The following is a 20536-nucleotide window of genomic DNA, read 5'->3' as shown; positions in this document are numbered from 1 at the left end:
TAAAAATTCCGGCTTTCTTTAAATAGCCTAAAAAATTAATTAAGCGCTGGCTGAGGTTCAGCTTTTACGCTCAGGTTAAGCGGCTCGGTTACCTGCTCCTGCAATAATGCCAGGTTAATTACCTCACGCATATCTTTTACGTAGTGGAAGGAAAGGTCTTTAATGTAATGTTCCTTAATATCCAGTATATCTTTCCGGTTTGATTCGCATAAGATGATTTCTTTAATATTAGCCCGCTTGGCCGCCAGTATCTTTTCTTTAATACCGCCCACCGGCAGTACACGGCCACGCAGCGTAATTTCGCCCGTCATGGCTACATGCGGTTTAATTTTGCGCTGGGTATAAGCCGAAGTTAAGGCCGTAAGCATAGTGATACCTGCCGAAGGGCCATCTTTGGGTGTAGCGCCTGCCGGTACGTGCACATGCACATCCCACTGCTCAAATACCTTAGGGTCTATGTCAAAATAACCTGAATGCGCCCGCAGGTAAGCCAGCGCAATAGTGGCTGATTCTTTCATTACATCGCCCAGGTTGCCCGTTAAGGTTAAGCGCCCTTTCCCAGGGCTGAGGCTGGCCTCGATAAACAGAATATCGCCGCCTACCTGTGTCCAGGCCAGGCCGGTAACTACGCCTGCTACCTCGTTGCCTTCATACAGGTCTTTATCAAATATGGGAGCGCCTAAAATCTTTTCTACATCCTGCTTGCTCACGGTGGAATTATACTCTTCTTCCATAGCGATGCTTTTAGCTACGCCGCGCACAATGGAACCGATTTTTTTATCCAGCGAGCGTACGCCCGATTCGCGGGTATACTCTTCCACTACCTTTTCCATTACATCGTTTTTGATAGTAACCTCTTTGGTTTTCACACCGTGGGCATCGCGCTGTTTGGGCAGTAAGTGCTGTTTAGCAATCTCAATCTTTTCCTCAATGGTATAACCATTCACCTCGATGATCTCCATACGGTCGAGCAGTGCCGGCTGTATAGTGCTCAGGCTATTGGCGGTAGCAATAAACATTACGTTGGAAAGGTCAAAGTCCATCTCCACATAATGGTCATAAAAAGTGCTGTTCTGCTCCGGGTCTAGCACCTCCAGCAGGGCAGAAGAAGGGTCGCCCCTGAAATCGTTACCCACTTTGTCAATCTCGTCCAAAATGAATACAGGGTTGGCAGCGCCAGCCTTTTTAACGGATTGGATGATACGGCCCGGCATAGCACCAATGTAGGTTTTACGATGGCCGCGTATCTCGGCCTCATCGCGTATACCGCCCAGCGCCATGCGTACATAACGGCGACCCAGCGCTTTGGCAATTGATTTGCCCAATGAGGTTTTACCTACTCCCGGAGGGCCAACCAGGCACAGAATAGGCGCCTTCATGTTATGCTTCAGTTTCAGTACCGCCAGGTATTCAATAATGCGGTTCTTTACTTTCTCTAAGCCGAAGTGGTCCTTATCCAATACTTTTTGGGCCCGTTTCAGGTCAAAGTTGTCTTTGGTAAACTCATTCCAGGGTAAATCCAGTAACAGTTCGAGATAATTAATCTGAATGGAATAATCCGCGGCAGCCGGGTTAATGCGCTGTAGCTTTTCCAATTCTTTAGTGAAATGGTCATTAACCTCTTTAACCCATTTTTTCTTCAGGCCGCGTGCCCGCAGGTTTTCCAGCTCCAGATCGGGCGAGTTGCCGCCCAGTTCTTCCTGTATGGTTTTTAGCTGCTGGTTTAAAAAATAATCGCGTTGCTGCTTATCCAGATCAGTACGTACCTTGGTTTGTATCTGATTCTTCAGTTCCAGCATCTGCAAATCAACGGTCAGGTGCTCCAAAATCATCCGGGCACGCTCGCGCAGGTTGCCGGTTTCCAGCAGTTTCTGCTTGGCCGCCATCTCTGCGTTCATATTGGAAGAGATGAAGTTGATCAGGAACGAAGTGCTCTCGATGTTGCGTATGGCGATGCCTGCCTCACTCGGTATATTGGGCGAAAGCTGGATAATGCTCATGGCCATATCTTTAATGGACGATACCAGGGCTTTAAACTCTTTATCTTCCTTTTTCGCCGCCGTTTCAATAAACGGCTCTACGCTGGCCTTAATGTACGGTTCGCTTTGTAATTCTTCTTTCAGCACAAAGCGTTTTTTGCCCTGCAAAATCACCGTGGTATTACCATCGGGCATTTGCAGCATCTTTACAATAAGGGCTGTGGTACCTACGGCATTCAGCTGATCAAACGTCGGGTCTTCAATGCTTACATCCTGCTGGGCAACTACACCTACCAGGCGTTCGCCTTTGTTGGCATCGCGTATAAGTTTGATAGATTTATCGCGGCCTACCGTAATCGGAATTACCACACCCGGAAACAATACGGTGTTGCGTAAAGGCAAAATGGAAAGAACTTCGGGAACAGGCTGGTTATTCATTTCTTCTTCGTCTTCCGTTGACATCAACGGAAAGAACTCAGAATCTTCATTTATCATGGGTAAAGCGCTCTTAAAATCAAAAGGGTTAAAACTCATCGGCTGGCCTCTATATAGAAAATAAAATGTCAACATGGCAGTACAGTACAGTACCGGCCTGCAAAAATAAGGTAAAAAACTATTCTATTTTTTGCAAGTTGTATAATTCAATTGATATGCCAAGCCAGTACGGTAAGCCAAGCTAAATATTAAGTAAATACACAAATTGTTGTTAGTCAGATGCTTACTTGAAAAAATAAGGCTTTGGGTAGAATTGATCTACTGATGCTATGCAAATTCGGCAGTCTTTTGCTAAAGTAGTTATGGCAAGCTGTTAAAGGAGATTAATATCAAAGTTTTCCACATTTTACAAAGCGGATGTAATAAAAGCTTTTGTTATAAGTTATTGTAAAAGTAAATTTGTTGCTAAAGTGGTCCCGATGCGGTTATCTGTACTCTTATCATTTATATTGATATCTTCATTTGAAGCTAAAGCGCAAAATGCCTATGTAAAAATGGGGCAGCAGGCGCTGATGAACGGAGATTTTAAAACCGCAGTTCGCCAGCTGGAAAAAGCTTGCTATATTGATTCCAGCAATGCTAACGCTTACTTAATGCTGGGTTATTCCTATTACCACAGCGAAAATTACCGTAAATCTGTAGCTGCCTACTCTAAGGTGATTGATATTAAACCAGCAGATGCGGATGCTTACTATTGGCGCTCCCGTGCTAAAAGCTATCTGGCAAAAGACATTCAACTTAAAGATACAGAACGCGAGAAGCACATGTTAGGCGCTATTAACGATATGAGTAAGGCGTTATTGTTACAACCTGGCGAAACCCGTTTTTACCAGATACGGGGCCTGGCTTATAAAGATTACGGTACTTTTAAATTGCAGGGAGGTACCAAAATTTTTGATAAGCCGATGGGACAGAAAGCACTGCAGGCAGCCATCAGCGATTTTAAGAAAGTGCTTGAAAATAACGCTGGCCGGTACGATATTTCTGAGTTGATGGCATCTTGCCGGGAAAAACTCAGCGCGTTAAATGCGCATCATTAATTGATTTTCCCCTTAATTAAGTACAGGTTGGTACCCAGCAAGCGAATATGTTGCCTTTTCTCTATCTGGTAAAGCGAATCCGGAAAATAGGTAAGTTTTTCTACCGAGGTATACAGCAGATTTTTTGTGTAATTGTTAATTAATATCCACTTTATCTTGTGGGTAATGCTATCGCGGCTAAGCACAATCTTTCGGGTAATCAGCTTAGGGTCGGTAGCTGTATAAATTGTAAAGGCAGGGGACGTGGTAACGCTGTAACTCTGCCGCCAGGCAGGTTTATTAATGTCAGACTGGCTGAACAAGCTCAATTCTTCGCCCCAATTTTTAATGGTTACACGCTGTGTTTCTTCCTGATGGTTTTGCGCTACGGTTTTGGTAACTACCGGGTGTAAGCGGCTTAACCGCGCTGAATCGCCTTTAAAATAGCCTTTCAGATCAAAATATTGTATTGAAACACCTGTTTCTTTAATATCCGGCTTGCAGGACTGCAAGCCGGATATTAATAACCCAAGTGCGGTGAATAGCAGGAAGGCAAATTGTTGTTTACACCAGTACATTGCCAGTCATTACCGCAGGAATTGTTATTCCCATCATTTTAAGTATGGTGGGGGCAATATCTCCCAGTTTACCATCCCTTACCTTAGTTACATCCTTGTCAATAACAATGCAGGGTACCAGGTTGGTACTATGCGCCGTGTTAGGTGAGCCATCAGCATTCACCATATAATCAGCATTACCGTGGTCGGCAATGATGATGAAGGAATAACCGTTTGGCAGGCCGGTTTCCACCACTGCTTTCACACAGGCATCTACCGTTTCGGCTGCTTTCACTACTGCTTCGAACACGCCGGTGTGGCCTACCATATCGGTATTGGCAAAATTGAGACATATAAAATCGGGCCAGCCGCTTTGCAGTTCAGGTAAGATAGCATCGCGTATCCCTTCAGCACTCATTTCGGGCTGCAAATCATAGGTAGCGACTTTAGGCGAAGGAACCAGCAGTCGTTTTTCGTTATCAAACTCCTTTTCACGTCCGCCCGAAAAGAAAAAAGTTACGTGCGGATACTTCTCAGTTTCGGCAATACGTATCTGATTTTTACCGGCGGTTTCCAGCACCTCGCCCAAAGTATAGGTCAGGTCATCTTTGGTAAATACCACTTTCACCCCTTTAAAGGTATCATCATAGGTGGTCATGGTTACATAATGCAACTGCAATGGGTGCATGTTCTGCTCCGGGAAGGATTTTTGCGTTAAGGCAATCGTAATCTCCCGGCCCCGGTCGGTACGGAAGTTAAAGCAGATGACTACATCACCATCCTTGATTACTGCAATGGGCTGCTCATCATCGTGCGTAAGCACAATAGGCTTAACAAACTCATCGGTTACACCATCGCTGTATGATTCTTCAATGGCTTTAATCGGGTCAGTAGCAAACTTGCCTGTGCCGTTTACCATCAAATCATACGCCTGTTTTACACGTTCCCAGCGGTTGTCGCGATCCATCGCATAATAGCGGCCAATTAATGAAGCCAGTTGAACAGGCTTGCCGCTGATATAGTTCTGTAATTCGCTGATATATTGCTTACCGGAGTTTGGATCAGTATCGCGGCCATCCAAAAAGGCATGGATGAATACCTTGTTCAGTTGGTATTCCATTGCTGCATCACATAAGCCCCTTAGATGCCGGGTATGCGAATGCACCCCACCATCAGATACCAGGCCGATGAAATGTACGTCCTTATCGTTCTGTTTAGCGTATTCAAATGCTTCCTTAATTATAGGGTTACCAGGCAGCTCGTGGTCGTCCACTGCCTTGTGTATGCGGCCCAGTTCCTGGTACACCACGCGGCCTGCCCCCAAATTCATGTGGCCTACTTCAGAATTGCCCATTTGCCCTTCAGGAAGCCCTACAGCCGTGCCGGAAGCGGTAAGCTTTGAGTTGGGATACTGTTGAAGCAAAGCATCAAAATAAGGGGTATTGGCCGAGTAAATGGCGTTTGAACTATCCTGGCGGCCGTAGCCCCAGCCATCTAATATCAGAAGCGCTACTTTTTTATGTTGTTCCACGGTGCAAATATATAAAGCCTGTACAGATATGAACGGCGTGAGCCTGAAAAAGGGCGGCGTAAATCCTGTTTTATTATTCAAAAACTAAATAAACGTCAATTGTTTTTACTTTTGAGCTTTTGAAATTCAAACTACCTTGGATAAACAACTGGTACATCAATTTATAAACAACGCCTTAGCCGAAGATGTGGGCGATGGCGACCATACCTCACTGGCTACCATTCCTGCCGGTACACAGGGCAAGGCTAAATTACTGGTAAAGGATAAGGGCATATTGGCCGGTGTAGAACTGGCAGCTGAGATATTCAGCGTTATCGACCCGCAACTGCATTTGGACGTATATCTGCAGGACGGTGCGGCAGTGCAGCCCGGAGATATTGCCTTTGAGGTAACTGGCAGCACACACAGCATATTAAAGGCCGAACGCCTGGTGCTCAACTGCATGCAGCGTATGAGCGGTATTGCTACCAAGACCAATCAGATTACGCAGTTACTGCAGGGCACCCACACCAAAGTGCTGGACACCCGGAAGACCACGCCCAACTTTCGCTATTTTGAAAAATGGGCGGTAAGGATAGGCGGCGGCGTTAATCACCGCTATGCGCTGTATGATATGATTTTGATTAAGGATAACCATGTAGATTACTCCGGGGGGATTAAGAACGCCATTGCCAATGCGCACCAATACCTGCAACATACCGGCCGTACCTTGCAGATAGAAATAGAAGTACGTAACCTTGAGGAATTGCAGCAAGTGCTGGAGGCCGGCGGTGTTGACCGTATTATGTTTGACAACTTTAGCCTGGCTGATTTGCGAACTGCTGTATCTGCTGTGAATGGGCAATATGCCACTGAGGCATCGGGCGGCATCACAACCGAAACCATATATGATTACGCCGCCTGCGGAGTAGATTATATTTCTGTTGGGGCGCTTACCCACTCCGCAAAAAGCCTCGATTTGAGTTTAAAAGCAGTTAAGTAAGCGATTTTAATAGTGAGTACAACCGCCTTTTATTAATATTGCAGGTAAAATGTTATCTATCTATTCTATCGGTGCACTCCTGTTAGCCTATCTGTTTGGCTCTATACCTACCGCGGTATGGATAGGCCAGGCATTTTATGGTATCGATGTGCGCGAGTATGGCAGTGGTAACGCAGGGGCAACCAACACCTTTAGGGTATTGGGTAAAAAAGCTGGTATACCGGTAATGGTAATTGATATATTGAAAGGCTGGACGGCCACCAACCTGGCTTACTTTATTGGTATCTCAATCACCGGTGCGTATCATTCCATTGCCTTTACTAATTATGAACTGGCGCTGGGCATCACAGCGGTAATGGGGCACCTGTTTCCGGTTTTTGCAGGCTTCAGGGGCGGTAAGGGTGTAGCTACTTTATTTGGTATGGTGCTGGCTATTAACCTGCCCTCGGCACTGCTTTGCGTGGCTGTTTTTATTGCGGTGCTGTTAATCACCCGCTATGTTTCCTTAGGCTCCATTCTGGGAGGGTTTACTTATTTGCTTGGCGTAACTTTTGTATTTCCGGTTTATATCAAATCGGTAATCATATACGGCATGTGTATTTTTGTGCTGATTTTGGTTACGCATCAGAAAAATATTGAACGTTTATTAAAGGGCAAGGAATCGAAAGTAAACCTTTTTAAACGAAAAGCTGTTTAAGATTTTATGAAACTTAACAAACTTGTTACAGCAATAGGTTTAGCCTTCACTTTCTATTCCTGCTCCACCGTGCCCTTAACCGGCAGGCGGCAGTTTAATGTAGTGAGCGATGCTACCATCAATCAATCAGCCGCACAAAGCTATACGCAATTATTATCCGATCCTAAAACCAAAGTAATAACCGGTACCAGCAATGCCATACGTGTAAAGCAGGTAGGCAGCCGGCTGGCCAGCGCTATTGAACGTTATTTACAAAACAACGGCTATGGTAATGATTACAATTACCAGTGGCAGTTTAACCTCATACAAAGTGATGAAATAAACGCCTGGTGTATGCCCGGCGGTAAAGTAGCGGTATATAGCGGCATTTTGCCCGTCACGCAGGATGATGCCGGCCTGGCTACGGTTATGGGGCACGAAATTGCACATGCTATTGCGCACCACTCAGCCGAAAGGGTATCTCAGCAATATGTTTCACAAGGTTTGGGGGCCGCTATTGGTGTTGCTGCCAGTACTTCGCGCAGTACAACTGTTGGTGTTATTAACCAGTTGTATGGTGTGGGCGGCAATCTGGTGCTGCTTAAATATTCACGTAATCAGGAATCTGAGGCTGACCGCCTCGGTTTAACTTTTATGGCTATGGCCGGATACGATCCTAATCAGGCGGTAGCGTTCTGGCAGCGTATGGCTTCACGTTCGGGCAACAGTACCACGCCCGAGTTTTTGAGTACGCACCCGGCTGATGCTACACGGATAGCCGCCCTGAGAAACCTGGTACCCGAAGCCATGAAATATTACCACCGCTAAACAAAACTGCACGGCCCCGGCAGGATTTTTAGTTTAAGTTTACCGCATGGCAAACCGCAGGTTTTTGGAAGCAGAGTGGAATAACTTGCTGATGCTTAATTATGAGGTTGACCCCCGGATACTGCGGCCTTACTTGCCTGCTTTTACCGAACTGGATTTATGGCAGGGTAAAGCACTGGTGAGCATGGTCGGCTTCATGTTTAACAATACAAAGGTGCTGGGTATCAAGTGGCCCTTTCATGTCAGCTTTGAAGAGGTGAACCTGCGCTTTTATGTTCGATATTATGATGGCAATACATGGAAGCGCGGCGCTGTGTTCATCAGCGAAATTGTACCGAAGCCCATTATATCCGTTATCGCCAATAATTTATACAACGAACACTACCGGGCGTTGCCGATGCGGCATTCGGTTACGGCTTCGGCATTGCAGGGTTACAGCGATTACAGGTACGAATGGAAGATGAACGGTAATTGGCACACACTGGGTGCTGCCGTATCCGGCCATTCTGTTCCTATGGAGCCGGGCAGCCCTGAAGAATTCATATTTGAGCATTACTGGGGCTATAACCGGATAAACGATACGCAAACGGTTGAGTATGCGGTAGAGCATACATCCTGGCGAATTAATGAAGTAAGAAACCCGGTTTTTGAAGCTGATATTGCCGCCATGTACGGCACTGAGTTTGTGCCGTATCTGAGTGTGGCGCCTTACTCTGCCTTTTTTGCGCAGGGTTCGGTAGTAGCCGTCCGGATTAAGGGAAATTTGAAACGCCCAGCACCTGTAGTATTGCTTTAGCCTTTAGCAGGCATTCTTCATACTCTCGCTCCGCATCGGCATCGAAAGTTATGGCGCTGCCGGTATGGAAAGACAGGTATCCGTTTTGTGTATTGTAAAGCAGTGTCCGTATCACCACGTTAAAATCAAAATTTCCATCCGGGGCAAAATAACCTACTGCACCGGAGTATATGCCGCGTTTGCTTACCTCATAATTTTCCATCAGCTGCATGGCGCTTACTTTGGGCGCACCGGTCATGCTGCCCATCGGGAAAGTGCTTTTCAGTACATCAATCTCGTCACAACCAGCCGCAAGTTGTGCCGTAACTGTAGAAATCATTTGGTGTACCTGTGTAAAGCTGTAAACGCCAAACAGTTCCTTTACCTGAACGCTGCCTGGGGCGGCGCATCGGGTAAGATCATTACGCACCAAATCTACAATCATTACGTTTTCCTGTTGCTCTTTGGGGTGCTGCCTTAATTGATGCTTTACAGCTTCATCATTGCCTTCACTGCGCGGTGCGGTGCCTTTTATGGGTTGCGAGATGAGCTGATGGCCTCGCTTAGCCAAATAACGCTCGGGCGAAGCGCCCATGATATATTGCTGGTGGTATTTGAAAAAGCAGGCGAAGGGATTAGGTGAAATACGATTCAGTTCCTGCCAGGTTTGCAGCGGATCGATCCGGCAACCTTCAGCATAAAATTCCTGGCAAAAGTTGGTTACATAAATATCGCCCCGGCCAATATGGGCTTGTATCTGGTGCACTTTATCAACATACGCCTCCTTGCTTAATCTCGCCTTTACCAGTGGAGGAACTATATCAACTTGTTTTACTGTAAATTGCTGTTGTATTTGCTGTAACATATCTTCTTCATCCGGCGAATGTATTTCGATTTTATTCCCGCGCACTGTAATCAAATGCTGCGGCACAAAGAAATATAAACCTGGAAAGTGCAGGTAGTCAGCATTGGCAGAGGTTAGTTTCTCTGCTTCATTTTTTAAATCGTAAGTAAGAAAGCCGGTCATCCAGCCGGAGTGTGCGGCCCTGAAAGTTTTCAGTTCGGAAAAAGCAGTTCCTGCTGTTGCTTTCACAGCAGCCTTTTCGCCGGCGGCAATTAGAAAATCAAATTGATGGTAAGCGTCTGTAAAGCCGTTTGAATTCAGGCAGCAGCACACTTCAAACTGAGCCGCCCACGCTAAAGCTTGCTGTTTAAAAAGCGTAATATCATCGTGCTGAATAACCATGAATTAAGACAACAAAATATCAGCTGAAAAAAGTTTCTACACAAGCAAAATTGTCATTTCGACCGTAGGGAGAAATATTCTTCAGACGATAGATTTACGGCAGAAGATTTCTTCCTACGGTCGAAATGACCTATGGGGCTGAAAAGAAGGTATTATATCTTAATTCAATACCAAAGTCTGCTTACGGTCAGGGCCAACAGAAAGATATTTTACCGGTATGCCTAATTGTTCTTCCAAGAAGTGAATGTAGGATTGCAGCATAACCGGAATCTGGTTTAATTCAGTAATGCCGGTAATATCCTCGTGCCAGCCCTCAATTTCTTTCAGTACCGGTTGAGGCTGTATGGCGCAAATATCGTAAGGCATGTAATCAATTACCTCGCCGTTGTAATTGTAATGTGTGCAGGCGTAAATCTTTTCAAAGCCGCTTAGCACGTCTGCCTTGGTCATTACCAGTTGGGTAACGCCATTCAGCATGATGGCATATTTTAAGGCAGGCAAATCTATCCAGCCGGTACGGCGCGGCCTGCCGGTGGTGGCACCAAACTCATGACCGATGCGGCGCAGTTCTTCGCCGGTTTCCTCTTCCAGTTCGGTGGGGAAGGGTCCGCCGCCAACGCGGGTGCAATAGGCTTTAAAGATACCAATCACCTCACCAATTTGCCGCGGGGCAACCCCCAGACCGGTACAGGCACCTGCTGCGGTAGTATTAGAAGAAGTAACAAAGGGATAAGAGCCAAAATCCACATCCAGCATGGCACCTTGTGCACCTTCGGCCAGTATCTTCTTACCTTGCCTCAGATAATCATTTACCAGGTGTTCCGAATCTACCAGCGGGAACTGTTTGATTAATTCTATCGCTTTAAAAAACGCCTGTTCGCGCTCACTGAAGTCGGCCACCTCGCCATACAGCGATTGCAACATGTAAGTGTGTTTGTCCACCAGCTTTTGGTAACGCGCTGCAAAATCGGGCATGGTGATATCGCCGATTCGCAGACCGTTGCGGCCGGTTTTGTCCATGTATGTAGGGCCAATACCTTTTAGCGTTGAGCCAATTTTGCCTTCGCCCATTTTCTTTTCAGAGGCGGCGTCAAGCAACTGGTGCGTAGGCAGAATCAGGTGAGCCTTTTTGGCAATGATCAGGTTCTTTTTAGCCAGCAGATCATGACCTGCATCTTTTAATTTATCCAGTTCCTTTTTTAAGGTAATAGGGTCAATTACTACACCGTTGCCAATCAGGTTCAGTGTATTCTCGAAAAATATACCGGAAGGGATGGTGTTCAGTACGAATTTCTTGCCGTCAAACTCTAAAGTGTGCCCGGCATTGGGGCCGCCCTGGTAGCGGGCAATCAGGTCATAATCTGCGCTCAGTACGTCAACTATTTTTCCTTTGCCCTCGTCGCCCCACTGCAGGCCTAATAAAACATCAACAGCCATTTATGTTAAGTTGTGAATATGTATACAATTGAAGAGGGCAAAGCTATAATTTTCTGTCGCAGAAACCTTCTTTTAATTTGGTACAGTTGCCATAAAGATTAAGGGAGTGGTGCTTAATTTCAAATTTCAGTAAATCGCCCATCATGCTTTGTATCTGCTGTATGCGCGGGTCGCAAAATTCCACTACGCGGCCACAATCCAGGCAAATAATATGGTCATGCTGCTTATAGCCGTATGATTTCTCAAACTGGGCCATGTTCTTGCCGAACTGGTGCTTGGTTACCAAATCGCATGATACCAATAGTTCCAGCGTGTTGTATACCGTAGCGCGGCTCACCCGGTATTTTTTATTTTTCATGTGGATGTATAATGATTCCACATCAAAATGGTCGTTACGGGAGTAAATTTCTTCCAGGATGGCAAAGCGCTCGGGCGTTTTACGCAGGCTTTTATTTTCGAGGTAGGCCTCGAAAATCTTTTTTACCATACCAATGGTTTCCTGTTGAGGCATAAGTGGTTATTAAAGTTCAAAGGTAGGTATGTTAGAGGCAAGAAACAAGCGTTGTGGCTGAAGAGACAGGAATCAAGGGTCAAGAACCAAGGCAAAATGTTGAAAATGATAAAGTCTTGACTCCTGACTCTTGTTTCTTGCTTCTATTTAAGACGCTTTCTCCACCGGTGCGGCCGAATCGAAACGGGTAACGCCGGTTACACCTTTCACCTGCTTCAGCCGTTTAATGAGGTTATCCAGGTGTTCAGTATCATTTACATAGACCATGATGGTGCCTTCAAAGATACCATTGTCGCTGTCTACCGTAATAGAGCGCATGTTTACTTTAAAATCATGACTGATTACCGTAGTTAACTTGTTAATTAAACCCACATCATCAATACCTGTAATGCGCAGGCCGGTCAGAAAGGCCAGCTCATGCTGATTGGTCCAGCGGGCTTTTACAATGCGGTAACCGTAATTAGCCATCAATTTGGCCGCATTAGGGCAGTTGGTGCGGTGTATCTTGATGCCCTCGTTCACCGTAATAAAACCGAATACATCATCGCCCGGTATAGGGTTGCAGCAGGTAGCCAGCTTATAATCAATTTTTTGCATATCCTCGCCAATCAGCAGCATGTCGCTGTCTTTAGCTTTAATATTACGTATCAGGTTTTTTACCTGATCCTGATCAATGCGCTCCTGCGGCTTATTTTCAACCTGCTTCTCGGTAGCCAGGTATTCTTTCAGGTCTCTCAGGTCAATGAGTCCCTTAGCTACATTAAAGAATAAATCCTGTGTTGAGGATAGCTTAAAATAGTAACTCAGCTTCTGTATATTTTCAGAGTTATAAGTGATTTTTAAAGATTTTAATTTGCGCTCCAGTATCTCCTTGCCATCTTCCGCTATTTTACGCTTCTCCTCTTTAAGGGCTGATTTAATTTTAGATTTCGCCTTGGCAGTAACCACAAAGCTAAGCCAGTCCTCTTTGGGAGTTTGCTTGCTGGAGGTGATGATTTCCACCTGATCGCCGTTTTGCAGTTTGGTGTTCAGCGGTACCAGTTTATGGTTTACTTTAGCGCCGATACAACTGGCGCCAACATCAGAGTGTATTTCAAATGCAAAATCTAAGGCAGTAGCATTAAACGGCAATTGAATGAGGGCGCCTTTCGGCGTGAAGATGAAGATCTCATCTGCAAACAGGTTCATCTTAAAATCATCCAGAAACTCCAGCGCGTTGGAGTCAGGGTTCTTCAGCATCTCACGTATCTTGTGTACCCACTGGTCAAGTCCGCTATCGTTAGAAGCTTCCTTGTATTTCCAGTGTGCAGCAAAACCTTTCTCCGCAATCTCGTTCATGCGGGTGGTGCGTATCTGCACTTCTACCCACTGGCCGCGCGGCCCCATTACGGTAGTATGCAAAGATTCGTAGCCGTTTACTTTGGGCGATGATACCCAGTCGCGCAGGCGGTCAGGATTGGGCCGGTACTGGTCGGTAATAATGGAATAGGCTTTCCAGCAATCAGATTTTTCCTGCTCCGGCAGGCTGTCCAGTATTATGCGGATGGCAAACAAGTCATACACTTCTTCAAAAGGTATGGCCTTCTTTTTCATCTTATTCCAGATGGAATGGATAGATTTAGGCCGGCCAAATATGTCGGCATGCAGGCCCTGGCTCTCCAGCGTTCTTTTAATCGGGCTGATGAAATCAGCAATAAAACGTTCCCGCTCGGCTTTCTTTTCGTTTAACTTGTTTTTAATGAATTGGTAGGTTTCCCGCTCCATGTATTTCATGGAAAGGTCTTCAAGCTCGGATTTAATTGTATATAAGCCTAACCGATGTGCCAGTGGCGCATACAGGTATACCGTTTCGGATGAAAGCTTTAATTGTTTATCGCGCGGCATAAACTCCATGGTGCGCATGTTATGCAGGCGGTCGGCCAGCTTGATGAGTATCACCCGCACATCATCAGCCAGCGTAAGCAGCATTTTACGGAAGTTTTCGGCCTGCAATGAGCTGTTGGTATCAAATACGCCTGATATCTTGGTTAACCCGTCGATAATTTTGGCTACCTTTTTGCCAAACTCGCGCTCAATGTCTTCCAGTGTTACTTCGGTGTCTTCCACCACATCATGCAGCAGGGCACATACAATAGAAGTGGTACCCAAACCAATTTCTTCAGCGGCAATTTTTGCTACGGCAATAGGATGGTATATATAGGGTTCGCCCGATTTGCGGCGCATATCTTTATGGCTTTCCAGCGCCATTTCAAAAGCCTTGCGTATCATCCTTTTATCGCCCTTCTGCAAGGTTGATTTACAGGCGCGCAGCAGGCCGCGGTAGCGTCTTAATATTTCATTCTTTTCTGTTTCCAGATCAATCACTAACTCTTTCATGTACAGTGGGTTAACTCGAAAGTAGCCGAATGTAATTTGTAAATAATAAAATTAACAGGTGTTGCAGATACGCAATAAATTACACTACTTTTGTATAAGTAAAAATATGAAAATTATTGGTCTTATGCTATTGCTATGCTGCTGTTTTGGCGTTGTAAACGCACAAAGCCAGCTGCCGCGCCCTAAAATGGGCAAGAATGACACCATTAAGACATACCTTACAGAACTGGATGGCGAACTGGTGCCCTGGATAGTAGGCCGTGAGATTAACATCAGGGATTCCCGTATATTTAAATCAGATGCCGACCGGCAAGCCTACAACCGTTTGAAATACAATGTTTATAAGGTAATGCCTTATGCCAAATTTGCCGGTAACCGCTACCGCCAGCTGCAGCGTGATCTGGCTACCACTGCAGATAAAAAACAGCAGAAGGAGATGATGAAGCAGTGCGAAAATGAAATTAAAACCCTTTTTAACAATAAAATAAAGGATTTAACCATTACACAGGGTGAAATTCTGATCAAGCTGGTAAGCCGCGAAACCGGTACCACCAGCTATGATATGGCCAAGGAGATTAAAGGCACTTTTCACGCCTTTATGTTTCAATCTGTAGCGCGTATCTTTGGCCACAATTTAAAGGAAACCTACAACAGCGACCAGGACCACGATATTGAAAACATCCTGCGCAACGCAGGTTATTATTCTTATAATAATTAGTAAATGGACGATAGCAGTATTTACCAGTTCAGCGTTAAAAGGCTGAATGGTGAAGAAATTAGTTTAAACGAATTTAAAGATAAAGTTCTTCTCATCGTTAATACCGCCTCACAATGCGGCTTTACTCCGCAACTTAAAGAACTGGAAGCCCTGCGAAATGAATTTAAAGGGCAGAATTTTGAAATTCTGGCTTTCCCGACGAATGATTTTGGTGCGCAGGAACCATTGGAAGGCAGTGCCATAGGTACTTTTTGTACCATCAACTTTGGAGCGCATTTTCCGGTGTTCAATAAAATCAGGGTACGCGGGCCGTACGTGCATCCGCTGTTTAAGTTTCTGGCTGACAAAAAATTGAACGGCAAGCTGTCTTCACAACCCCGCTGGAATTTTCATAAATACCTGATTGATAAAGCAGGGCACGTAGCAGAGTTCTATTATCCTTTTACCAGGCCTACATCTTCTAAAGTAAGGAAGAATATTGAGCGGTTACTTGCTGCTGATTAGTTTTTTGCATCAACCCGATACGTATGATTAAGTTAGATATTTTGGTACTGGCCGTACATCCCGATGATGCGGAGCTGGGCTGCGCCGGCACTTTGCTGAAGCATATAGCGATGGGAAAAAAGGCCGGAGTGGTAGATTTAACCCGGGGCGAACTGGGTACAAGGGGCTCGGCAGAGATAAGAGATAGTGAAGCCGGTGCCGCTGCAAGCATATTAGGCTTAACCATACGCGAAAACTTAGGTTTACCTGATGGCTTTTTTCAGAATACAGAAGCGCATCAGTTAAAGGTGATTGAGGCCATACGCAGGTATCAGCCCGAAATTGTAATTACCAATGCTTACCATGACCGCCACCCCGACCATGGCCGCGCCAGCGATTTGGTGCAAACGGCGGTATTCTTATCCGGCTTACGCAAAATACAGACTTTTGACGATGCTGAACCCCAGCAGGAATGGCGGCCTAAGCAGTTGTTCCATTTCATACAGGATATGCTGATCCGGCCCGATTTTGTGGTGGATGTTACCGAATACTGGGATATCAAAATGGCCAGTATAAAGGCGTATGCTTCGCAGTTTCACAATCCCGACTGGAAAGGCGATCCGGAAACATACATCTCCTCGTCAGATTTTTTTGTAAACACCGAAGCCCGTGCACGCGAGATGGGCCGGTCCATACAGGCCACTTATGCCGAAGGATTTACCTGCCGTAAAGTATTGGGTGTAGATGATTTATTTAGTTTGAGGTAAACAAACAAGCCCTGCCAAAAGCAGGGCTTGTTTGTATCAGGAGGCTTTTACATATTCAAAGCGATTACTATCATTACTGCGCTCTCTTACCAGTTTGTTTTCATTGGCAAGTTTAAGCAGGATACCCGATAGCTCAGAAGTTTTAAACTCGGTGTTAAAATGCGCTTTGCAATATTCTGCAATACCTGCAATAGAATGTGGCTGATCGAAGAAATCCGTATTTAATAACTGGTTCAGTACTTTGGTGGCACCCATTTTTTTAGAGTTGCGGGCATCTTCTTCGTTATAATTTTTAAGCGAGTGAATTCTTTTAGGCGTGTCATTTGCGTCTGTATCCCACTCCACCATGTTATCCAAAAGGCGGTCAATCAGCCTCACCTGCACTGCTTCAGACTGAAATGCATTAATAATTTCAGAAACTTCAAGAAGTTGTTTTTTCAATTTCTCGCTATGTTTACTCATCTCAAAAAAGTAGATATTAATATATTGTTTAAAGGGAATTGATAACTGAACCGTAAAACATAAACTTTGCCAGTGGCTAATAAAGTTAAATATGGAGTTAATATCAACATTTAACGCATAAAGCCAGTATTAGTATCTTGTTGATGTATAATTCTCTTAAAACGATAATATAGACGTATCTATAGTGATATTATTACATACTTTTTAGTATGTGATTAACAACATCGAGGCCATTATCTATATCAGGTTTTTGCATGATGAGTGCGGGCCTGAAACGAATGGTACAACTGCTGCACCCTAAAAACATCGTATTTAATGTTAAGCCCTGATTTATAAAGTGGTTACGCTGCCCGGTATTTTCAAAATCGAATGCAGTAAGCAATCCTATCCCTCTAACATTACTGATCATAGGGGACTGATCAGCCAGCTTCTTTAATTCGGTTTGCAAATAATTGCCTGTTTCTGCTGCATTTGCGCATAAATTATCTTCTTCTATAATTTCCATAATTTTTGCTGACCGTATCATATCTACCAAACTACCTCCCCAGGTAGAGTTAATGCGAGAAGATACAGTAAATACGTTATCCGGGTTTTCTTCCAGGCGCCGGCCGGCCAGTATGCCGCATACCTGCATCTTTTTTCCAAACGCAATCATATCAGGCCGGGCCTTATCGCCAAAATGCTCAAAGCACCAGAACTTACCGCTTAATCCAACCCCGGTTTGTACTTCATCATAAATCAGCAGCGCCTCATATTCATCAGCCAGTTGGCGTAATTGCTCCATAAACTCTCTGCGTACATGGTTATCGCCGCCTTCTGCCTGTATGGGTTCGATAATTATGGCACAGATATCATCCGGGTTATCTTGAAAAGCTTTTTTAATCTCCGAGATTGATTTTGCCTCACGCTGCTGTAACTCTTCCATGCGCTCATCCGTAAGCGGAAAATGTACAGTAGGATGAGATACCCTCGGCCAGTCGAATTTGGCAAACCACTTGGTTTTTACAGGGAGCGTATTGGTTAAACTCAACGTGTACCCGGTGCGGCCATGAAATGCTTTTTCGAAATGCAGTACCTTAAACCCTTTTTCCTGCTTGTAACCTTTAGCAAAGTTCTTTTGTACTTTCCAGTCCATTGCCGCCTTTAAAGCATTCTCAATAGCTAAACCGCCGCCGGCGATGAAGAAGGCATGAGGCAGATAATCCGGTATGCCTATACGGCTGAATGTTTCTACGAAGCGGGCGTACTGTGTGGTATAAATATCGGAGTTGGAAGGATTGGTTAATGCAGCCAGCATGAGATCCTGCTTAAACTGCTCATCCTCCAGCATCTTTGGGTGGTTATAGCCAAGCGGTACTGAAGCGAAGCAGGTAAAAAAGTCGAGCAGGGTACGCTTGTGGAGGGAATCATAGATATGCACACCCCGGCTTTTTTCCATGTCGAAAACAAGGTCGAAACCATCGGCTATGGTGTGTTTTTTTAATGTTGATTGAACATCGGCTGGTATAATTTCAGAACGCTGCATAGGTAAAACGATTTAATCAAATTTACCAAAATGCGCTCATACTGAACGGAAAAAGCACTTTTTGATTTAAAACGGAAAAGCAGGTTTAAACTGTTTAAACCTGCTTTTTGAATACCAGAGCAACAATTTTTTAAAATGTGTTACACTTTGACTAAATAAAATATGCTTGTTTTGAAGCTAAACATGTTCTAAACTAAAATTTGTGCTGCATACCAAGTAAGCCAATTACACCACCTGTATGAATGGCAAGAATGCGGCTATCAGGCTTGAAATATCCGGAGCGGGCCAGTTCATACAAGGCATACAGCATCTTGCCGGTATATAGCGGTTCGATAACAATACCGGTAGCGGCCACAAATTGTTGAATAAAGCCCATAAGTTCGGGTGTGGTTCTGGCATAGCCGCCAAAGTGATAACCGGTATGTAAGTTATAAGCAGGCGGGCTGGTTAAAAAGCGGTTAATGTCGTTTCGCAAAAAGCCGCCGTTCTTAAATACAGGTACCCCTTCAAATTTAGCATTTAGCCCGGTTTGGTGAATACCATTAATTAAGCCCGCTGCGGTAGTGCCGGTACCACATGCGCAAAAAATATAATCATAGGTTTGGGCAAGTTCACCTATTAATTCAGCGCAGCCTTGTGCCGCTTCCGGGGATGCGCCGCCTTCGTCAATAAAAAAAGCATCATTATCGTTTCCGAAGAACTGGTGAAATAAGGCCATCTTATCGCGGTAGCTTTCGCGGCTGGTAAACAGCAGTTGCATGCCGTGCAGCTTGCACAAAAACAAGGTGCTGTTCTGCACTTCCTCGCCACGTACAAATGCTGTAGCCCTAAAACCAAACTGCGCTGCTGCTGATGCTGTGGCCAGCAAGTGATTGGAGTAGGCCCCGCCAAAAGTAATCAGATGGCGTTTGCCTTCGGTTTGTGCTTTCTGCAATACATATTTTAGTTTTCGCCATTTATTGCCTGATACCAGCGGGTGGATCAGATCATCCCGCTTAATGTCTACCTGTATCCGGGCTTCGTCAAATATGGTATTGTGAAGCTGCTGTACGGGGCTAAAAATCTCCAGATTTATGGGCATATACAAATGTACATTGCTAAGCGTAAAAACTTAATTTTGCAGCAATGATATCCGAAGCCGAATTACCAGAACCCGAAGAGCAGGACTTATACGAGCATCTGCGCATTGTGGTAGATAAAGGGCAGTCGCTGCTGCGCATTGATAAATTTTTGATGCACAGGGTGGAAAATGCCTCACGTAACCGCATCCAGAATGCCATTGATCTGGGCAATGTGCTGGTAAACGATAAAGCCATTAAGGCCAGCTACAAGGTAAAACCTTTAGATGTTATTTCGGTAGTATTGCCGCACCCGCCACGCGATACCGAAGTTTACCCCGAAAACATACCGCTGGATATTGTGTACGAAGACGATGATGTGCTGGTGATCAATAAACCGGCCGGTATGGTGGTGCATCCGGGGTATAATAATTATACCGGCACATTGGTAAACGGCCTGGTTTACCATTTTCAGCAATTACCCACGCTGCCGGGTAACGACGGCCGACCGGGTTTGGTGCACCGGATAGATAAGGATACTTCGGGCCTGCTGCTCATCAGCAAGAACGAGCGGGCCATGACCTGGCTGGCCCGGCAGTTTTATGAGCATACCATTACCCGCCAGTACCTGGCGCTGGTTTGGGGCGATTTGGAACAGGACGGCACCGTAACCGGCTACATTGGCCGCAGCGTTAACGACCGCCGGGTAATGGCCATTTATGATGATGCCGAAAAAGGTAAATGGTCGGTTACCCACTATAAAGTATTGGAACGCTTTGGGTATACTACATTAATTGAATGCCAGCTGGAAACCGGCCGCACGCACCAGATCAGGGCGCACATGAAGCACATTGGGCATCCGCTGTTTAGTGATGCTACTTACGGCGGTGATAAAATTGTAAAGGGAACCACCTTTAGTAAGTACAAACAGTTTGTAGAAAACTGTTTTGAACTGATGCCGCGGCAGGCCCTGCATGCGCGTACACTGGGCTTTGTGCATCCCACACAACGTAAGCGCCTGAATTTTGAAGCGCCTTTACCTGCCGATTTTGACAGCGTATTGCAAAAATGGCGTAAATATATTGCAGCCAACAGTGAGCAAAACGCCTGA

Annotated in this window: 19 protein-coding genes; 9 read left to right on the top strand and 10 right to left on the bottom strand. The window is 45.3% G+C overall.

Annotation, left to right across the window (positions count from 1 at the left end; translation table 11 throughout):
* Window positions 1-35: 35 nt before the first annotated feature.
* Entirely contained in the window at window positions 36-2513 is a 2478-nt protein-coding gene (lon, locus tag ACY652_RS01830) for an endopeptidase La (protein ID WP_462266222.1), read from the bottom strand.
* A gap of 410 nt (window positions 2514-2923) precedes the next feature.
* Between lon and ACY652_RS01825 the strand changes: the two genes are divergently transcribed.
* Window positions 2924-3514: a tetratricopeptide repeat protein gene (locus ACY652_RS01825; protein WP_462266221.1), complete on the top strand. Its 591-nt coding sequence runs from the start codon at window positions 2924-2926 to the stop codon at window positions 3512-3514.
* Here ACY652_RS01825 and ACY652_RS01820 read toward each other — a convergent pair.
* Window positions 3511-4005 carry a hypothetical protein gene (locus tag ACY652_RS01820; protein WP_462266220.1) on the bottom strand — a complete coding sequence of 165 codons (495 nt, stop codon included), beginning with the start codon at window positions 4003-4005 and terminating at the stop codon, window positions 3511-3513. The genes ACY652_RS01825 and ACY652_RS01820 overlap by 4 nt on opposite strands.
* A 52-nt stretch (window positions 4006-4057) precedes the next feature.
* Window positions 4058-5581 (bottom strand): 2,3-bisphosphoglycerate-independent phosphoglycerate mutase, encoded by a 1524-nt coding sequence (gene gpmI / locus ACY652_RS01815; RefSeq protein WP_462266219.1) that lies wholly within the window; start codon window positions 5579-5581, stop codon window positions 4058-4060.
* A gap of 136 nt (window positions 5582-5717) precedes the next feature.
* On the opposite strand from gpmI, the gene nadC reads away from it, so the two are divergent.
* The 4 genes from nadC to ACY652_RS01795 are packed head-to-tail and all read left to right on the top strand — an operon-like array spanning window position 5718 to window position 8863.
* On the top strand, window positions 5718-6563 hold the full coding sequence (nadC, locus tag ACY652_RS01810; protein ID WP_462266218.1) for a carboxylating nicotinate-nucleotide diphosphorylase: 846 nt from the start codon (window positions 5718-5720) through the stop codon (window positions 6561-6563).
* A gap of 49 nt (window positions 6564-6612) precedes the next feature.
* On the top strand, window positions 6613-7260 hold the full coding sequence (gene plsY, locus ACY652_RS01805; RefSeq protein ID WP_462266217.1) for a glycerol-3-phosphate 1-O-acyltransferase PlsY: 648 nt from the start codon (window positions 6613-6615) through the stop codon (window positions 7258-7260).
* Window positions 7261-7266: 6 nt separating this feature from the next.
* A complete protein-coding gene (locus ACY652_RS01800; protein WP_462266216.1) occupies window positions 7267-8067 on the top strand; it encodes a M48 family metallopeptidase in 801 nt (266 codons plus the stop codon).
* 46 nt (window positions 8068-8113) lie between these two features.
* Window positions 8114-8863, top strand: a complete 750-nt coding sequence (locus ACY652_RS01795; RefSeq protein WP_462266215.1) for a YqjF family protein — start codon at window positions 8114-8116, stop codon at window positions 8861-8863.
* Here the strand turns inward: ACY652_RS01795 and ACY652_RS01790 are convergent.
* The 4 genes from ACY652_RS01790 to ACY652_RS01775 form a co-directional block, all read right to left on the bottom strand.
* A complete protein-coding gene (locus tag ACY652_RS01790) occupies window positions 8820-10088 on the bottom strand; it encodes an anthranilate synthase component I family protein (protein WP_462266214.1) in 1269 nt (422 codons plus the stop codon). The two genes, ACY652_RS01795 and ACY652_RS01790, sit on opposite strands and share 44 nt — an antisense overlap.
* 159 nt (window positions 10089-10247) lie before the next feature.
* A complete protein-coding gene (locus ACY652_RS01785) occupies window positions 10248-11525 on the bottom strand; it encodes an adenylosuccinate synthase (protein WP_462266212.1) in 1278 nt (425 codons plus the stop codon).
* Between the two features lie 43 nt (window positions 11526-11568).
* Complete coding sequence (locus ACY652_RS01780; RefSeq protein ID WP_462266211.1) at window positions 11569-12036, bottom strand: Fur family transcriptional regulator; 468 nt, start codon at window positions 12034-12036, stop codon at window positions 11569-11571.
* Window positions 12037-12183: 147 nt separating this feature from the next.
* Complete coding sequence (locus ACY652_RS01775) at window positions 12184-14412, bottom strand: RelA/SpoT family protein (RefSeq protein WP_462266210.1); 2229 nt, start codon at window positions 14410-14412, stop codon at window positions 12184-12186.
* Window positions 14413-14518: 106 nt separating this feature from the next.
* On the opposite strand from ACY652_RS01775, the gene ACY652_RS01770 reads away from it, so the two are divergent.
* Genes ACY652_RS01770 through bshB1 form a run of 3 tightly spaced genes read left to right on the top strand, consistent with a single transcriptional unit; the run spans window position 14519 to window position 16380 of the window.
* Complete coding sequence (locus ACY652_RS01770) at window positions 14519-15130, top strand: DUF4294 domain-containing protein (protein WP_462266209.1); 612 nt, start codon at window positions 14519-14521, stop codon at window positions 15128-15130.
* 3 nt (window positions 15131-15133) lie between these two features.
* Entirely contained in the window at window positions 15134-15634 is a 501-nt protein-coding gene (locus ACY652_RS01765; RefSeq protein WP_462266208.1) for a glutathione peroxidase, read from the top strand.
* A 26-nt stretch (window positions 15635-15660) separates the two neighbouring features.
* Window positions 15661-16380, top strand: coding sequence for a bacillithiol biosynthesis deacetylase BshB1 (gene bshB1, locus ACY652_RS01760; RefSeq protein WP_462268204.1), 720 nt, complete (start codon window positions 15661-15663; stop codon window positions 16378-16380).
* Window positions 16381-16416: 36 nt separating this feature from the next.
* Here bshB1 and ACY652_RS01755 read toward each other — a convergent pair whose 3' ends face one another.
* From ACY652_RS01755 to ACY652_RS01745, 3 genes are all read right to left on the bottom strand, one after another.
* A complete protein-coding gene (locus ACY652_RS01755) occupies window positions 16417-16842 on the bottom strand; it encodes a hypothetical protein (RefSeq protein WP_462266206.1) in 426 nt (141 codons plus the stop codon).
* Window positions 16843-17035: 193 nt separating this feature from the next.
* Window positions 17036-18367 (bottom strand): L-lysine 6-transaminase, encoded by a 1332-nt coding sequence (gene lat, locus ACY652_RS01750; protein WP_462266205.1) that lies wholly within the window; start codon window positions 18365-18367, stop codon window positions 17036-17038.
* 193 nt (window positions 18368-18560) lie between these two features.
* The gene (locus ACY652_RS01745; protein ID WP_462266203.1) at window positions 18561-19448 is read right to left on the bottom strand and encodes a 1-aminocyclopropane-1-carboxylate deaminase/D-cysteine desulfhydrase; all 888 of its coding nucleotides are present in this window, start codon (window positions 19446-19448) and stop codon (window positions 18561-18563) included.
* 44 nt (window positions 19449-19492) lie between these two features.
* Between ACY652_RS01745 and ACY652_RS01740 the strand changes: the two genes are divergently transcribed.
* A complete protein-coding gene (locus ACY652_RS01740) occupies window positions 19493-20536 on the top strand; it encodes an RluA family pseudouridine synthase (RefSeq protein WP_462266202.1) in 1044 nt (347 codons plus the stop codon).

The sequence above is a fragment of the Mucilaginibacter sp. genome (assembly GCF_965200995.1).
In the GTDB taxonomy this organism is placed as follows: Bacteria; Bacteroidota; Bacteroidia; order Sphingobacteriales; family Sphingobacteriaceae; genus Mucilaginibacter.
Note: the sequence above shows the minus strand (reverse complement) of the source record. Positions and strands in the feature narration are given on the sequence as shown.

What these genes read in the sequence shown, in the direction of transcription:
- lon (WP_462266222.1), bottom strand. Translation starts at nt 2,513, where the DNA reads ATGAGTTTTAACCCTTTTGATTTTAAGAGCGCTTTACCCATGATAAAT.
- plsY (WP_462266217.1), top strand. Translation starts at nt 6,613, where the DNA reads ATGTTATCTATCTATTCTATCGGTGCACTCCTGTTAGCCTATCTGTTT.
- ACY652_RS01800 (WP_462266216.1), top strand. Translation starts at nt 7,267, where the DNA reads ATGAAACTTAACAAACTTGTTACAGCAATAGGTTTAGCCTTCACTTTC.
- ACY652_RS01795 (WP_462266215.1), top strand. Translation starts at nt 8,114, where the DNA reads ATGGCAAACCGCAGGTTTTTGGAAGCAGAGTGGAATAACTTGCTGATG.
- ACY652_RS01790 (WP_462266214.1), bottom strand. Translation starts at nt 10,088, where the DNA reads ATGGTTATTCAGCACGATGATATTACGCTTTTTAAACAGCAAGCTTTA.
- ACY652_RS01785 (WP_462266212.1), bottom strand. Translation starts at nt 11,525, where the DNA reads ATGGCTGTTGATGTTTTATTAGGCCTGCAGTGGGGCGACGAGGGCAAA.
- ACY652_RS01780 (WP_462266211.1), bottom strand. Translation starts at nt 12,036, where the DNA reads ATGCCTCAACAGGAAACCATTGGTATGGTAAAAAAGATTTTCGAGGCC.
- ACY652_RS01775 (WP_462266210.1), bottom strand. Translation starts at nt 14,412, where the DNA reads ATGAAAGAGTTAGTGATTGATCTGGAAACAGAAAAGAATGAAATATTA.
- ACY652_RS01770 (WP_462266209.1), top strand. Translation starts at nt 14,519, where the DNA reads ATGAAAATTATTGGTCTTATGCTATTGCTATGCTGCTGTTTTGGCGTT.
- ACY652_RS01765 (WP_462266208.1), top strand. Translation starts at nt 15,134, where the DNA reads ATGGACGATAGCAGTATTTACCAGTTCAGCGTTAAAAGGCTGAATGGT.
- ACY652_RS01755 (WP_462266206.1), bottom strand. Translation starts at nt 16,842, where the DNA reads ATGAGTAAACATAGCGAGAAATTGAAAAAACAACTTCTTGAAGTTTCT.
- lat (WP_462266205.1), bottom strand. Translation starts at nt 18,367, where the DNA reads ATGCAGCGTTCTGAAATTATACCAGCCGATGTTCAATCAACATTAAAA.
- ACY652_RS01745 (WP_462266203.1), bottom strand. Translation starts at nt 19,448, where the DNA reads ATGCCCATAAATCTGGAGATTTTTAGCCCCGTACAGCAGCTTCACAAT.
- ACY652_RS01740 (WP_462266202.1), top strand. Translation starts at nt 19,493, where the DNA reads ATGATATCCGAAGCCGAATTACCAGAACCCGAAGAGCAGGACTTATAC.